The organism is Oceaniglobus sp. K40-3 (assembly GCF_055808395.1).
Window position 1 is genome coordinate 650489 of sequence record NZ_CM147868.1, and the last position, 14718, is coordinate 665206.

General features: G+C 58.6%; 14 protein-coding genes, 1 tRNA gene and 1 pseudogene. 7 read left to right on the plus strand and 9 right to left on the minus strand.

Annotation, left to right across the window (positions count from 1 at the left end; genetic code table 11):
- The first annotated feature begins 3 nt into the window (after positions 1-3).
- From AC0L7P_RS03415 to AC0L7P_RS03445, 7 genes are all read left to right on the plus strand, one after another.
- Entirely contained in the window at positions 4-1476 is a 1473-nt protein-coding gene (locus AC0L7P_RS03415) for a sulfatase family protein (protein ID WP_473434500.1), read from the plus strand.
- A 41-nt stretch (positions 1477-1517) separates the two neighbouring features.
- Positions 1518-2546 carry an ABC transporter substrate-binding protein gene (locus AC0L7P_RS03420; RefSeq protein ID WP_473434501.1) on the plus strand — a complete coding sequence of 343 codons (1029 nt, stop codon included), beginning with the start codon at positions 1518-1520 and terminating at the stop codon, positions 2544-2546.
- A gap of 12 nt (positions 2547-2558) precedes the next feature.
- Entirely contained in the window at positions 2559-3341 is a 783-nt protein-coding gene (locus tag AC0L7P_RS03425) for an ABC transporter ATP-binding protein (protein ID WP_473434502.1), read from the plus strand.
- A complete protein-coding gene (locus tag AC0L7P_RS03430) occupies positions 3338-3679 on the plus strand; it encodes a hypothetical protein (protein ID WP_473434503.1) in 342 nt (113 codons plus the stop codon). The genes AC0L7P_RS03425 and AC0L7P_RS03430 overlap by 4 nt, the downstream gene beginning before the upstream one ends.
- Positions 3676-4623 (plus strand): ABC transporter permease, encoded by a 948-nt coding sequence (locus tag AC0L7P_RS03435; protein ID WP_473434504.1) that lies wholly within the window; start codon positions 3676-3678, stop codon positions 4621-4623. The genes AC0L7P_RS03430 and AC0L7P_RS03435 overlap by 4 nt, the downstream gene beginning before the upstream one ends.
- A gap of 1 nt (position 4624) precedes the next feature.
- Positions 4625-5287 (plus strand): ABC transporter permease, encoded by a 663-nt coding sequence (locus AC0L7P_RS03440; RefSeq protein ID WP_473434505.1) that lies wholly within the window; start codon positions 4625-4627, stop codon positions 5285-5287.
- Positions 5288-5377: 90 nt separating this feature from the next.
- Positions 5378-5453: transfer RNA gene (locus tag AC0L7P_RS03445), tRNA-Val, on the plus strand.
- 123 nt (positions 5454-5576) lie between these two features.
- Here the strand turns inward: AC0L7P_RS03445 and AC0L7P_RS03450 are convergent.
- The 9 genes and pseudogenes from AC0L7P_RS03450 to AC0L7P_RS03490 all read right to left on the minus strand — a co-directional run bounded on the left by AC0L7P_RS03450 (position 5577) and on the right by AC0L7P_RS03490 (position 14582).
- Positions 5577-6730 (minus strand): IS3 family transposase gene (locus AC0L7P_RS03450; RefSeq protein WP_473432659.1). Its coding sequence is split into 2 segments (ribosomal slippage): positions 5577-6481 and positions 6481-6730, totalling 1155 coding nucleotides; the frame shifts between segments, so codons are not numbered across the junction.
- Positions 6731-6811: 81 nt separating this feature from the next.
- Positions 6812-7591, minus strand: a pseudogene (proC, locus tag AC0L7P_RS03455) (pyrroline-5-carboxylate reductase); the annotation flags it as partial.
- Entirely contained in the window at positions 7588-8514 is a 927-nt protein-coding gene (locus tag AC0L7P_RS03460; RefSeq protein ID WP_473434506.1) for an aminotransferase class IV, read from the minus strand. The pseudogene proC and the gene AC0L7P_RS03460, both read right to left, overlap by 4 nt.
- 77 nt (positions 8515-8591) lie before the next feature.
- Positions 8592-9329, minus strand: a complete 738-nt coding sequence (locus tag AC0L7P_RS03465) for an amino acid ABC transporter ATP-binding protein (RefSeq protein WP_473434507.1) — start codon at positions 9327-9329, stop codon at positions 8592-8594.
- Positions 9322-10401, minus strand: coding sequence for an amino acid ABC transporter permease (locus AC0L7P_RS03470; RefSeq protein ID WP_473434508.1), 1080 nt, complete (start codon positions 10399-10401; stop codon positions 9322-9324). Before AC0L7P_RS03470 ends, AC0L7P_RS03465 begins: the two co-directional genes overlap by 8 nt.
- Before the next feature lies 1 nt (position 10402).
- The gene (locus tag AC0L7P_RS03475) at positions 10403-11539 is read right to left on the minus strand and encodes an ABC transporter permease subunit (protein ID WP_473434509.1); all 1137 of its coding nucleotides are present in this window, start codon (positions 11537-11539) and stop codon (positions 10403-10405) included.
- Between the two features lie 56 nt (positions 11540-11595).
- On the minus strand, positions 11596-12630 hold the full coding sequence (locus tag AC0L7P_RS03480) for a transporter substrate-binding domain-containing protein (protein WP_473434510.1): 1035 nt from the start codon (positions 12628-12630) through the stop codon (positions 11596-11598).
- A gap of 28 nt (positions 12631-12658) precedes the next feature.
- On the minus strand, positions 12659-13816 hold the full coding sequence (locus AC0L7P_RS03485; protein WP_473434511.1) for an enolase C-terminal domain-like protein: 1158 nt from the start codon (positions 13814-13816) through the stop codon (positions 12659-12661).
- A 1-nt stretch (position 13817) separates the two neighbouring features.
- On the minus strand, positions 13818-14582 hold the full coding sequence (locus tag AC0L7P_RS03490) for a GntR family transcriptional regulator (protein ID WP_473434512.1): 765 nt from the start codon (positions 14580-14582) through the stop codon (positions 13818-13820).
- Positions 14583-14718: the final 136 nt, after the last annotated feature.

Here is a 14718-nt window from a genome sequence, read left to right on the forward strand (position 1 = left end):
AACATGACGAACCTGCTGTTTATCTTTACCGATCAGCACGCCCAGAGGGTTGCCGGATGCTATGGTGACAAGGTGGTTTCGACCCCCAATATCGACAGGATCGCCGCTGAAGGGGCGCGGTTTGACAACGCGTATTGCGCATCCCCGATCTGTGTGCCCAGCCGGATGTCGATGCTGACCGCGCGCTGGCCCTCGACGCAATCGTGCTGGACGAACGACGATATTCTGGCGTCAAACATTCCCACCTGGCCGGCGGCGGCGGGTGCGGCGGGTTTGCATCCCGTTCTTGTCGGGCGGATGCACGCCCTTGGCCCGGATCAAACCCATGGGTATGCGGAACGTCTGGTTGGCGATCACAGCCCGAACTGGCCCGGTATGCCACGGCGATCAATGGGCGTGCTTGAAAACACCAATGAACCGCACCCGGTTTCCCTGTCCCGGTCTGGCCCCGGCGCCAGCGCCTATCAGGCCAAGGACAAGGATGTGACAAAAGCGGCTGTTGACTGGCTGCGCCATCAGGCGCCAAAGCGGCAGCAGGACGATAAACCGTTTTGCCTGACGGTTGGTTACATGCTGCCCCATGCGCCCTATGTGGCCGACCCCGCGCTGTACGAAAAATACGCGGACAAGGTTCTGCCGCCCGCACCGGCGCCGGACGCGGATCAGGAACATCCCTATCTTCATTGGTGGCGCGAAAACCGCGAGATTCTGGATATTGATGCCGCAACGGCAAGGCGATGCCGCGCCGCCTATTGGGCGCTGGTCGAGCAGATGGACGGCATGATCGGTCAACTGCTGGCCACCCTCGAAGAAATCGGCGCGCTTGACGACACGCTGATCGTCTATGCTTCGGATCACGGCGATCATGTGGGGAATCGCGGATTGTGGTGGAAACACACCATGTACGACGAATCCGCCAAGGTTCCGGTTGTCATGCGGTTACCCGGGGTGATCCCCGCCGCAAGCGTGCGCGATGAGGTGGTCAATCTGGTGGACCTGTCGCAAACGATGCTGGAGGCGGTCGGCGCGCCACAGCTTCCTTTTGCGGATGGCAAGAGTTTCTGGCCGCTGGCCTGCGGCAAGGCGCAGGATTGGGCCAATGTCACTTTCAGCGAATATTGCACCGATACCGTGCCCGATTGGACCGGCAAGCGGGCGGTGCGCCAGCGCATGATGCGCGATCACCAGTGGAAACTGGTCAGCTATGACAGCGAACCGCCGCAATTGTTTGATCTGCACGCCGACCCGCAAGAACAGCACGATCTGGCCGGTGATCCGGCCCATGCCGCAAAACTGGCTGAATTGATGGCACGTCTGAGCGATGGCTGGGACGTTGACGAGATTGGCGACAGGATGGCCCGCCTGCGGGTTCAGAAAAACCTGATGGCCGAATGGGCACGCCAGACCCAGCCTGAAAGCACCCATTTCTGGGAATTTTCGCCAGATTCCAACTATCTCAGCCCGACGAAAGGCTGATCAGCAACGACAACACTTAAAGTTTAGGGAGGAACTTGAGAATGTTTAAAAGACTGACTGCGGCTGTTGCTGTCATGGCATCGCTTGCGATGCCGGCGGTTGCGCAAGATATGATGAAGATAACCATCGGCGCGGCAACTGCCACTGATCACGCCCCGGTTTTTGCGGGCGTCGAACGGGGCATTTTCGCCAAGCACGGGTTGGATGCCAAGGTGCAGATGTATCAATCCGGCGTCGATATGCTGAACGGTTTGCTTAATGGCGCCCAGGAAGTGAACGTCATGGGATCGGTGCCGTTTCTTGCGGGGATTTCCCAGGGGTTCCCGCTGGTTCTGATCGGCCATCTGCACGGTGATCCGCTGGCCGATAATTATTCGTCGAACCAGTCGATTGTCGCCAAAGGCATTGCCGAGGGCGATATTGCTGGCCTGAAAGGCAAGAAAATCGGCCTGCCGCGTGGCACCGGTGCCGAGGGATATGTTCTTGGCCTGTTGGGCGCAGAGGGCATCACCGAATCCGACGTTACGCTGGTCAATGTGGCACCGGCGGAATTGGTCACGGCGCTGAACCAGGGTGATGTCGATGCAATTTCGATCTGGGAGCCGTGGGGTTCAACCGCGATGACCAAGGTTGATGGCGCGGTGCGGGTCATCATGGGCGACTGCCCAAGCTGCTATGACCCCGGTACGATCCTGACCACGAAATCGGTCGACGAAAACGACGTTGAACTGCTCAACCGGTTCATGATGGCCTTTGCCGAAAGCCAGCAGTGGGTCCGGGAACATCTGGATGACGCGGCCGAAATCAACATGCGCTGGATTCAGGGTATTGATCTGCCGACGATGAAACTGGCCATCCGTGCCGGCAATATGGACCCGCGTATCTCGAAATACACCGATGAGATGTATCAGGCCAAGGCGCTGCCGTTCCTGATGTCGCTGGGCCGGGTGGACAGTGTCATCGACACGAACCCTTATATCGACACGCAGTTCCTGGATTACGTCGAACAGAACGCGCCCGAATACTTTGACGATCTGCCGCCGATTCCGGCCGAGCTTCAGGTCAAGTAGGAGAGCGGACCGATGAACAAAGTGCTTATCGACATCAATGATGTAACGCTTGAATACGTCAACGAAGAACGCAATCAGGTGCATGTCGCCGTCGAAGGCCTGACCCTGGATGTGCGGGACAATGAGTTTCTTTGTGTCGTCGGTCCGTCCGGCTGTGGCAAATCCACCTTGATTTCCACCATCGCCGGGTTTCTGCCCCCGACCAAAGGCACGGTTTTGCTTGATGGCAAACCGATTGTCAGGCCGGGGGCGGATCGTGGGGTGGTCTTTCAGGAATACGCGTTGCTGCCCTGGAAAACCGTGATTGAAAATGTGGCGCTCGGGCTTAAATTTCGCGGCATCGCCAAGGCGGAGCGGCTGAAGACCGCGCTTGATTTTCTGCGCCTCACCGGGCTGGAAGCGGCGGCCGAAAAATATCCGCATGAATTGTCGGGCGGAATGCGGCAGCGTGTCGCCGTCGCGCGGACCCTCGCCAATCGCCCAAAGATCATGATGATGGACGAACCCTTTGCGGCGGTCGATGCACAGACCCGGCTTTCGTTACAGGAAGAACTGCTCAGGGTTTGGAACGAAAATCAGATCACGGTGCTGTTCGTGACCCATTCCGTCGAGGAGGCGGTGTTTCTGGGGGATCGCGTGGTCGTGCTCAGCCCCGGACCGGGGCGGGTAAAGGAAATTGTCGATATCGACATTCCCCGCAACGAGCGCCACTGGGCGACCATCGGCTCTAACCCCCGGTATGATGTATTGCGCGACCATGTTCTGGGTCTGGTCAGATCAAAGGCTGCGGCATGAGTGCGCAGCGTGATCGTGTCTGGAAACCCTATCGTCTGCCGATCGCCTCGCTTGTCTGTCTTTTGATGTTCACGCTGGCATGGCAGATTGCCGCGTTCAGCTGGGAAAAGGCAACACTGGGCGAAAGCCTGACAGCGCAGGGCCGGATGGACATCGAGGTGTTTCTGAATTTCCAGCCGGAAAAATTTCATCTCCAGATGTTTCAGGACACCGGGCGGTATCTGGGGTGGAAGGATGATCACGCAACAATTCTGGATGCCCCCGCCGAAAATGTGCGCGCGCTTGCGCGCAATTACTGGGTCGCCAAAATCGTTCAGTTGAAGGCAGATGAATCGTGAGTGATACAACCGCGCAACCAACCGCCATCGCCACCTTTCCGGGGCTGGGAAAGCTGGGCCCCGTCACACGCGGGGTCGCCGGATTTCTGGTGGTGCTGATCGCATGGCAGATCTCTGTCTGGATTATTGATCTGCCGCCCTATTTCTATCCTGCCCCAAAGGATGTGTTCGCCGCCTTTGTCGATCTTCTGCGCAAGGGCATTCTGACCTCATATACCTATGACAGTGTCGGGCGGTATGTTGTTGGCGTTGCCTGTGGTCTGGTGGCTGGTGTTACGTTCGGGGTGCTGATCGGGTTGTCGAAATTCTGGTCTGAACTTCTGGGGCCGATCATCAATTTCTTTTATGCCATCGTCGAGGTTGCGTGGATTCCCCTGTTGGTCATCTGGTGGGGCTATGGGGTGAAAACGATTTTGGTCACACTGACCTATGTTGTGTTCTTTCCGATACTCTATAACACTCTGACCGGGGTAAGATCGGTGCCCGATGTTCTGATCAAGATGGTCCGGACCAATGGCGGCACAACGCGCGATGTCCTGCGGGACGTGATCCTGCCCTCAAGCCTGCCCAACATCTTTACCGGGTTTCGTGTCGGCGCCGGTTTTGCGTTTCGCGGGCTGATCTTTGCCGAGATGATCGCAGCGCCGTCGGGCTTGGGGTACATGATTTTCGATGCCGCCTCGACACGTCAGACCGACCGGGTGATCGTCGGAATGATCTGCATGGGGGTGCTGTGGCTTCTCATGGACCGGCTGTTTCTCAGGCCGATCGAGCGTGCAACAGTCGAACGCTGGGGCCTGATCCGATCCGAGGGGGCGAATGATGGCTGCCAAGGCAATAATGCACCCGAACCGCCGCAAATATGTGCTGGGAACGCTGCCGTTCATTGTGCTTTTGGCAGTCTGGTATATCGCCCCGAATATCTGGACCATTCCCAGCTATAAGTTGCCCAGCCCTGCAAAGGTTCTTGATGTCCTGTTCAAGATGCTTGCCGACGGAACATTGTGGACCCAGGTTGGCGGCAGCCTTGTGCGGTTGATGACCGGGTTCATCATCGGAAATGCGGTGGCAATTCCCCTTGGGCTGTTGATCGCGATGAACCGCAAGGTGGCCGAAATCCTTCAACCGGTTCTGAGCTTTTTCCAATCCATTGCCGGTATTGCATGGGTGCCACTGGCGATCATCTGGTTCGGTGTGGGGCAGGGGGCGGTGATTTTCGTGATCGCCAACACCATCTTTTTCGCCTCGATCTATTCCAGCGTCGTTGGGGTGCAATCAATCAAATCGGTTTTGTATCGCGCGGCCCTTACCCATGGCGCCAGTCGGCGTGACATTCTGACCGATGTGATCATCCCCGGCGCGCTTGTGCAGATTATTGTCGGGCTGCGCACTTCCATGGCCTATGGATGGCGCGCATTGGTTGCCGGCGAGATGATCGCGGGAACTTCTGGCATCGGATACATCACCCTGGAAGCCGTGCAATGGTATCAATCCCAGATCGTCGTTCTGGGCATGTTGCTGATCGGCATATTGTGGCTGGTGATGGACCGGTTGATCTTTGTCCCGATCGAGCGTGTCACCGTGCGGCGCTGGGGCATGATTTCATAACCCATCGGGGGCGCAAATGGGATTAACCGCACTTCGGTGCGAGACTCCCTCTTGCGCTCCTACCCGTCGTTGCGCTACATCCCGCGCCACGGGTCGTTAGCTCAGTTGGTAGAGCGCTTCGTTTACACCGAAGATGTCGGGAGTTCGAGCCTCTCACGACCCACCATTTCAAGCTGTTGATATGATGTTGCGCTGGCGCTGTACTTGCGCCACCGCCTGAAAATGTACGCCACGCTGCGATATCAGGGTTGGCTCAACGCGATTGACCTGCCCCCCGGTCGTCCCTCATTCATAACGAGAGTCCTTGGGTTTGATAGTCGTCGATTTCGGGTGTGGCAAGCGCGCCGGGCGCGGTGCCATCATGTAGGTCAAGCGCCCGGCGCGCTTCTGCTGGGGTCTTGTTGCCGAGCGATGAGTGTGGCCTGACGTTGTTGTAATCGTAGCGCCAGAGGGCCAGCGTTCGGCGGGCATCTGCCAAGGTGTCGAAGATCTCTTCGTTCAGGCATTCATCGCGGAGGCTGCCGTTGAATGACTCGATGTAGCCGTTCTGCTGCGGCTTGCCGGGATCGATGTAATGCCACTCGACCTTGTTGTCGTTTGCCCATTTCAGGATCGCTTTGCTGGTAAACTCGGTGCCATTGTCCGAGACAATGCAGGCGGGCCTCCCATAGATCCGGACCAGCGCATCCAACTCCCGTGCGACCCTGGCCCCGGAGATGCTCGTGTCCGGGACCAGGCATAGGTTTTCGCGGCAGCAATCGTCGTTCACAGCCAGGATGCGGAATTTGCGACAGGCTCCGAAGGTGTCGGACAGGAAGTCCAAGGACCAGCGCTGGTTCGGGCGCAATGGCACTGGCATCGGTGTGCGGCTGCCTCGCGCCCGTTTCCGGCCTCTACGGCGGCGCACTGACAGACCCTCTTCCCGGTAAATTCGGTAAAGTTTCTTTTCGTTCATAATCATGCCCACGCGCTCCAGCAGGACGCCAATGCGCCGGTAACCGAACCGGCGCCGTTTCTCAGCAATCTTGTTCATTTCCAGGCGGACCTCCGGATTATCGGGCGATCTTTCGCGCCGCACGGTCTTGGGATCGACACCGATCAGGACGCAGACCCGGCGTTGAGAGATCGGATGATCCCGCATCGCCCGCAGCGCTGCGTCCCGCCGTTGCATCGGCGTCGTCAGGGCTTTCCCAGGAGATCCTTCAGCACAACATTGTCCAGCATGACATCTGCCACTAGGCGTTTCAGCTTCGCGTTCTCATCCTCGAGCTGCTTCAGCCGCTTAGCATCGGACAAATCCATCCCGCCATACTTGGCCTTCAGCTTGTAGAACGTCGCAGGGCTCAGGCCATGCTTCCGGCACAGATCAGCGGTTGGCAAACCAGCCTCCTGCTCTTTGATCATCCCGATTATCTGCGCATCGGTAAAACGGCTTTTCCTCATCTCGTCTGCTCCTTCAGGTTGGGCAGACTCTACATCAGATTGAGGGAACTTCCGGGGGCAGGTCACGATGCTTCGGTTGCACGAGGCGGCCGCGGCCTTTTCCAACAGATCGAACAGCCCGGTTTCGGGGGCCATCAGATGTTTCAGGGCCTCGGCGGTTGTGCCACCCTTGGAGGTGACCGCCCGGCGCAGATCACCGGCCTCGGTGCCGGTGTCACACAGCATCTTTCCGGCCCCCGCGATGGTGTGGATAGCAAGGGTGGTTGCCAGTTCGCGGGGCAGGCCCATCGTTTCGCCCGCTTTGGTCATCGCTTCGGCCATGGCAAACACATAGGCCGGGCCGGAACCGGAAATGCCCGTTACGGCGTGCAACAGGGCCTCGTCCTCCAGTTCAAGCGCCACGCCGACCGCATCGAACAACGCGGTCACGATTTGGCGTTGTTCGTCGCTGACATTGGCGTTGCGCACAAACACGGTGACACCGGCCCCCACGGCGGCGGGCAGGTTCGGCATGGCCCGCGCAATGGGGGTTTTCGCACCAAAGGCCGTTTCGAAATAGGCCAGCGGCGCACCCGTTGCGATGGACAGAACGATGGTTTCGCCATTGCCGAACTGCGCCAGTGGCGGCAGAACCTGATCCAGAATTTGCGGCTTGGTCGCGATGACCAAAACTGCCGGATCAGCAGGGAGCGGCTGGTTCAGGTGCAGGCTGTTCTGCCCTTTCAACCATTCCGAGGGCGCGGGATCCTGAACATGGATCGCCGCGGGGCTGACCCCGCCGTCGATCCAGCCTTCAATCAGGGCCTTGCCCATGAAACCGCACCCAATGACGATCATGCCCCGTTCATTGATCGACTTCATAGGGTGGCCCCTGTGTCAGCGCGCACGAGATCCTTGTAAAGCTCGCGGATGCGGTTCATCACCGGGCGTTCGCCGTTGCCGATTTTCTTGCCGTCAATCATGCCCACGGGGGTTTGGGCGCCGAAGGTTCCGGTCATGAAGGCTTCGTCCGCGCTGTAGGTTTCATAAAGCGAGTAGTTGCGTTCAAAGATCGGAATGTCGTTGGCGTGACAGATATCAATCACCTTTTGCCGGGTCACGCCGGCCATGCAGTAATCGCCGGTCGATGTCCAAACCGCGCCTTTGCGGACGATGAAAAAGTTGCAGGCATTGGTGGTGTTCACAAAGCCGTGCGGATCAAGCATCAGCCCTTCATCGGCACCAACCTGTTGGGCCTGAATGCAGGCAATCACACAGTTCAGTTTGGAATGGCTGTTGTATTTGGCGTCCTGACTCATCGGCAGGCCACGCACCTGGGGAACCGTTGCCAGATTGATGCCGCGCGTCAGAAGCGATTGGGCAGGCTTGGAATGTTCCATGATGATCACCAGCGTCGGGCCAGAGCGGCTGAGCGAGGGATGCTGATAGGGTTTGCTTTTCTTGCCACGGGTCAGCATCAGACGGCAGTGGGCATCGTCGGTCATGCCGTTGGCCTCGGCGGTGCGGGTCAGCGCGTCAAGAATACCGGCGCGATCCATGCCCACATCAAGGGAAACAGCATGGCACGAGCCGAAAAAGCGATCCATGTGTTCCTCGAAGAAGGCCCATTTGCCGTTATAAAGGCGCATCCCTTCCCACATGCCATCGCCCAGCATGAAACCACTGTCATAAACCGAAATCTTGGCCTCGTCGCGATGTACGATCTCGCCGTTGACATAGACCTTGGTGTCGAGATTGCGCGGGTCGTCAGCCGAATCGTGCGAGGTTTGTTTGTCGTCGTGCATCGGTTTTTCCTTCTTGATCAGTAGAGTGTTCAGCAATTTGTCGGGCCGCACCGCAGATGGCTGGCGGGCAACATGGTTCAACGATGGACCGCCTTCATGAAATCGCGGGTGATCTGGTGGGTGGGGGCGGAAAACATCTGTTCGGGGGTGCCTTCCTCGATGATCCGGCCTTCGGCCATGAGGATCACGCGGTCAGCGACCGCGCGGGCAAACCCCATTTCGTGGGTGACACAAACGATGGTCATATCCTCGCGCGCGAGGGTCTGCATGACATCCAGCACCTCGGAAATCATTTCCGGGTCAAGGGCGGACGTTGGTTCATCGAACAGCATGATTTTCGGTTTCATGCACAGCGCGCGCGACAATGCCACCCGCTGTTGTTGTCCGCCCGACAGTTGATCGGGGTATTTGTCGATATGTTCATCCACCCGCATCCTGCAAAGCTGTGCCATTGCCTCGTCAATGGCGGCGTCGCGCGGGGTTCCAAGGGCGCGGATCTGCGGCAACACGCAATTTTCCAGAATCGTCAGATGTGGGAACAGGTTGAAGCTTTGAAACACCATGCCAACCTGTTTGCGCACGAGATTGCACAGGTGCCGGTCATCGCCCACCGCAAGGCCAAGAACCTCAACCGCGCCAGAGGAATAGGTTTCAAGCCCATTGATACAGCGGATCAGTGTCGATTTCCCCGATCCCGAAGGCCCGCAAATCACCAGTGTCTGACCATCCGGCACATCAAGGCTGACATCGCGCAGGGCATGGTAGGTGCCAAAGTATTTGTGAACCGATTTTATGGAGATCGCCTGTTCAGCCATGGCCGAGCCTCATACGGGTTTCCAGCCAGGCGCCATAGCGTGAAAGGCCAAAGACAAAGATGAAATAGATGAAGGCGAGGAACACATAGACCTCGACATATTGGTTGCCCCATTCGCCGGTTCCGATCGCGGCATTGCCCGAGGCCATCAGTTCAAAAAACCCCACGAAGGTCACGATCGAGGTTTCCTTGAAGGTGATCACCGCCTGATTGATGGTCGACGGCAGGGTGTTGCGAAAGGCCTGCGGCAGCAGAATATCCAGCACCAATGACCAATAGGGCATTCCCAGAGCGATTGCCGCCTCCTCTTGCCCGGCAGAGGTGGATTGCAGGCCGGACCGGATGATTTCTGCCTGATAGGCCGCGAAAAAGACCGCATAGGCAACCACGACGCGCATCAGTTTGTTCCCCTGAAGGGCGTCGGGCGCAATCAGTGGAACAACCACAGCGGCAGAAAACAGGATGGTCAAAAGCGGCAGAGAGCGCACGAAATCAATCAACAGGCCGAACGCGCGGGCGATCACCGGCAGGTCGGAACGTCGGGCAAGGGCGAATACAACCGCCAGCGGCATGCCGATCACGAACACCGCCGAAAAGATAAACAGCGTCAGCGCCAATCCGCCCCATTGTTCCGAAGTCACCAGCGGCATGTTCCAGAACCCGCCCCGCATGAGCAGGACAAAAATGGCGAAACCACCAACCCACAATGCCGGAAGGCGCCTGACAGACCAGAAAACCGACACACAGGACAGGGCCATTGTCACGATGATGACAAGGCAGGACAGGGTGGAACGCCATTGCTCCTCATAGGGATAAAGGCCGAACATGATCAATCTGCCCCGGCTTTCGATCACAGCCCAGCAGGCGCCCGCGTCATGGGTGCATTGATCGCGGTTTTCGATCCGAAAGATCGCATTGACCACCGCCCAATCGAACAGGGAAACCGCGACCCAGACGATCAGCGCCGCAAAGGCAACCGACATCACCGCATCGAACCTTGTCGCGAAGAAATGCTTGCGCAGTATTGCGGCAAACCCGGTCTGGCTGCTCGGGGGGCTGAGGGTATCGCTCATCTCAATGTCTCCCTCTGATCTTCAGGCGGTCATTGATCGTGTTCATCACAAAGGCGAGCGAGTAATTCAGCGCGATGAAGCCCCCCATCAACAGCGCCAGAAGTTCCAGCGTCTGGCCGCTCTGGTTGATTGCGGTCGAAATCACCGCGAAATAATCAGGGAAACCAACGGCAAGCCCGACCGTGGTCGCCTTCATCAGCCAGACATATTGATTGGTCAGCGAGGGCAGCGACGCACGCAGCGCCAGCGGAACAAGGATCAGCCGGTTGATCTGAAACCTGCTCAGCCCAAGGGACCGCCCCGCCTCCAGTTTGCCACTGTCGACCGAGATCAGTCCGCCGCGAATGATTTCACCGATATAGGCCGCGCCAAACAGCACCAGCCCGATCACCAGTGCCGTCATTTCTGGTTTGAGCGTGACACCCCCCGCAATCCGCAACCCCTTGAGCCTTGGCAGTGACAGAACCGGTTCGCCTGCCTGATGCCCCAGCACGGCGAGAACAACAAACAGCAGTGCGACCGCGCCGGCCGCAACACCAAAGCGCAGCGCGCCCGACAGACGCCCACGGGTCAGCCACAGCCACAGACCGGCGGCCACGATCCCCAGCGCAAGCCAGACAAGACCGTTTTCAACCAACGGAACACTGGGCAGCACGATCCCCCGGTTCGACAGCATCGCGACACCCAAAAGGCTGTGCGCATCGCGTGGGCCGGGCAGATGGGTCAGCACCGCATACCAAAAGAAAACCTGCAAAACGACGGGGATATTTCGGAACACCTCGACATAGGTTGTCCCGACAAGTTTCATCAACGTATTGCCCGAAACCCTGAGCAGGGCGAGCAGGACGCCAAGAATATTGGCAAAGATCAGCGTCAGAAATCCCACCAGCATCGTGTTGAGCAGCCCGGCGAGAATGATCCTCGCGTAGGTCGATCTTGCGCTGACGTCGATAACGGAAAAGTTGATCGGCCAACCGGTCGTGCGGTCAAGAAACCCGAACCCCGTCGCGATCCCCTGGGCCACGATGTTTCGCTGCCCGACGACCACGAAAGCGACCACCAGAAACACCACCACGGCGATAAAAGCGGCCTGAATTGTCACCCTGCGGAAGCGGCGTGATGCAAGTAACTGGCGCATGTCTACTTTCCCAACAATGCAAAGAACCGCCCCGGGGGGCGGTTCTTTGGCTGTGTTTAGTCCAGAATCAGCGGGTACAGGATGCCGCCCTTGTTCCAGAGGTTGTTCAGCCCGCGCGGGAGCTTGTAGCGTGATCCATCGCCAACGGTGCGATCATAGATTTCGCCATAATTGCCGACGGCCTTGATCACATTGTAGGCCCAGTCGTCGCTCAGCCCCATGCGCTCGCCCACGCCGGGGGTCACGCCCAACATCCGTTCGATGGTTGGCGATGGTGGGTTTGCCTTCATCTCATCGACATTGGCGGCGGTGATTCCGTTCTCTTCGGCCATCAGCAGGATGCTGACGGTCCAGTTGATGACATCAAGGAAATCGTCCTGCCCCTGACGCACCACGATGCCCTCGGGTTCCAGCTTCATCACGTCGCCAAGAATGGTGAACGCCTCCGGGTCGGGGGCATTCACGCGCGTGGCCGACAGGAACGGGCCGAACCCGGCAATCGCATCGCAGCGCCCGTTGTAAAATGCAGCCCGCAGTTCCTCGCCCTTTTCAAAGGCCAGCGGTTCATATGAAACACCGTTGGTTTCCATGTAATCCGCCAGCACCCGTTCGACGGTGGTGCCCGCGTTGACACAGAACACGCCGCCATCAAGATCGGCGATGGTTTCGGCGCCCAGTTCGGTTTTGGCCATCGTATAGAACGGCCCGATGAAATAGGGGCGCGAGAATTGCAAGCCAAGGTCAGTATCGCGCGATTGGGTCCAGCCGGTCACTTTGACGATAACATCCACATCGCCGGATTGCAGCGCGGGAAACCGCTGGGCAAAACTGACTGGAATGATCTGAAGCTTGTCCGGGCTGCCCAGAATGGCCGTTGCCAGCGCCTTGCAGAATTCGATGTCAAAGCCCTGCCATGCGCCTTCGGCATCAACTTCGGCAAACCCGAGATAGCTGCCGTTGTGCCCGGTGCAAAGCAGGCTGCCGCGCTCTTTTATGGTGTCGAGCAGGTTTGCGTCTTGCGCGCTGGCGGCACTGGCCCCCGAAAGGGCAAGCGCGGCAGCACCCACCAATCTGATAAAGGTGTTGGTCATCTGTCTCTCCGTCGGTTGTTGGGTAAGGTCATGGCCGCTTTTGCGGTTCTTGGAGCGTGATAGGCGCGCTCGTCCGATTGGCTGCCTTCGTGCCGTGTTCGGGCAGCGAAACACCCAGGCCGGGGGTGCGCGGCAGGGCGAAATGTTCGGGGTCAAACCCGAGCGGGTCCAACCCGAACTCCCGAAAGAAAACCTGATGCACGGTGTGATATTCCACATGCGCGACGCGGTGTTCGGCGGCGGCGATATGGCAGGCCGCCATGAACGCGACGCCGGTTGACGAAACCTCAAGCGACAGCCGGGTTTCGGTGCCTTTGCAAAGCGTGGCCAGCCGGCGCACGCCTGTGGCGCCGCCGCTGGCAATGGGCGCGGTCTGCAAAAAGGCGATCCCGCACGTTTCGACCAGCATACGGTGCATTTCGGTGCGGTATTCCGCCTCAAGCGCCATCACCGGCACGGCGGCGCGCGAAAGTTCGGCCATGCCGTCAATATCCGACGCCTTGGTGGGGGATTGAAATGCCTCGATCCGCCCCTCTGGCAGGGCCTCATAGATCTGACGTGCCTCGCGCGCGGTATAGGAATAGACGCCGTCGATGATCAGTCGCGCCTGCGGCGGAATCGCGGCCAGGGCGGCCCTGACGCGGGCTATATCCTCATCGATGGAAAGACCGCCGATCTTCATCTTGCTCAGGCGAAACCCCTGCGCGGCGAAACCGGCCATTTCATCGGCCAGATCTCCGGTTGTCTTGCCCTGACCATAAAGGCCGCCGCTGGCATAAAGCATCGCGGTGCCGCTGCCGTTCGGGTTCAGGCATTGCCAAAGGGGCACAGCGGTCTGGCGGCTGCGCAAATCCCACACCGCCAGATCGATCCCCGATAGCGCCGAACTCAGGATACCATGGCGCGCGGTCAGTGTGGCGCGGTCAATCAACCCCTGCGCAACACCGTCAACGGCGCCGAGGTTTTGCCCTTCGAAATGCGGCACGACTTCGGTTTGCAGAAAGGTCAGCAGGGTGGCGGGCGCGGCATCAAAGCACCAGCATTCGCCCAGACCGACGTTGCCCAGATCATCTTCGATAACGACAAAAACCGCGTGTTTCTCTGTCCACCGGATGGCCGGGTTCCACAGGGTTCCGCCCAGATCATTGACATGGGAAAACAGTGAAATGCGGGCTATGTGGCGCATCCTATTCCGCTTTCACGTGTTTGGCAGCCGGCGGATTGCCGAGATCAAAGCCACTGTCGGGCGTATGTTTCAGCGCTTTCAGGAAACGATCATGGAACTGCATGGAATGGGCATGGGCGATGGCATCTGCCGCCTCGACATCGCGGGCCTCGATCGCATCGACAAAATCGTGGTGCTGATCGCGCAGAACATATTTGCGGTTCTGGGATTCCAGAAACCGCACATGGATATGCAGCAACCTGCGCGCTTCTGACAAAAGTTCGCGGTACTGGCGGATTACATACGGATTGCCGCCCGCTTCGGCCACGCCAACATGAAAGGCAAAGTTCGCCTGCATGATCTCAAGCGCGTTGGGCCGTTCGATATTGTGGTTGAAGGCATCGGCAAGATGACGCAGCCGGGGGATATCCGAATCTCGCCGGTTCCTTGCCGCCAGCCGGGTCGCCAACCGTTGCTGTATATCCAGCGCCTGAATGAAATCGGGGAAATTTCTCAGATCCACGGGCGCGACGATGGTGGAACGGTTGGGCAGCGTTTTGGCAAGCTGTGAGGACGACAACCGGTTCAGCGCCTCGCGGATCGGTGAACGCGACACGGCGAACCGTTTGGACAGGCTGACCTCATCCAGCGGAGAACCGGGCTCCAGTGTCAGTGTCAGGATCTCATCGCGCAGGATGTTATAGATTTCACCGGCTGCGGTTCCGCGTTCATAGGGTTTGGCCTGCTTTTCGATTGTGATTTCGTGGCCTCCCAAGACTGCGTGCAAAAGTGCGACTCACCTTGCCTAATCTTGCGTACATCATGTATGCAAGATTAGGCAAGGGCAAACTGGATGCCTCATCGCGCGCCAAAGGGGCCTGATGGGTGGTCTGATGCCCGGCCTGCGGTGCTTGGGGAAAGGA

What these genes read in the sequence shown, in the direction of transcription:
- AC0L7P_RS03420 (WP_473434501.1), top strand. Translation starts at nt 1,518, where the DNA reads ATGTTTAAAAGACTGACTGCGGCTGTTGCTGTCATGGCATCGCTTGCG.
- AC0L7P_RS03465 (WP_473434507.1), bottom strand. Translation starts at nt 9,329, where the DNA reads ATGGCTGAACAGGCGATCTCCATAAAATCGGTTCACAAATACTTTGGC.
- AC0L7P_RS03470 (WP_473434508.1), bottom strand. Translation starts at nt 10,401, where the DNA reads ATGAGCGATACCCTCAGCCCCCCGAGCAGCCAGACCGGGTTTGCCGCA.
- AC0L7P_RS03475 (WP_473434509.1), bottom strand. Translation starts at nt 11,539, where the DNA reads ATGCGCCAGTTACTTGCATCACGCCGCTTCCGCAGGGTGACAATTCAG.
- AC0L7P_RS03480 (WP_473434510.1), bottom strand. Translation starts at nt 12,630, where the DNA reads ATGACCAACACCTTTATCAGATTGGTGGGTGCTGCCGCGCTTGCCCTT.
- AC0L7P_RS03430 (WP_473434503.1), top strand. Translation starts at nt 3,338, where the DNA reads ATGAGTGCGCAGCGTGATCGTGTCTGGAAACCCTATCGTCTGCCGATC.
- AC0L7P_RS03425 (WP_473434502.1), top strand. Translation starts at nt 2,559, where the DNA reads ATGAACAAAGTGCTTATCGACATCAATGATGTAACGCTTGAATACGTC.
- AC0L7P_RS03460 (WP_473434506.1), bottom strand. Translation starts at nt 8,514, where the DNA reads ATGCACGACGACAAACAAACCTCGCACGATTCGGCTGACGACCCGCGC.
- AC0L7P_RS03415 (WP_473434500.1), top strand. Translation starts at nt 4, where the DNA reads ATGACGAACCTGCTGTTTATCTTTACCGATCAGCACGCCCAGAGGGTT.
- AC0L7P_RS03485 (WP_473434511.1), bottom strand. Translation starts at nt 13,816, where the DNA reads ATGCGCCACATAGCCCGCATTTCACTGTTTTCCCATGTCAATGATCTG.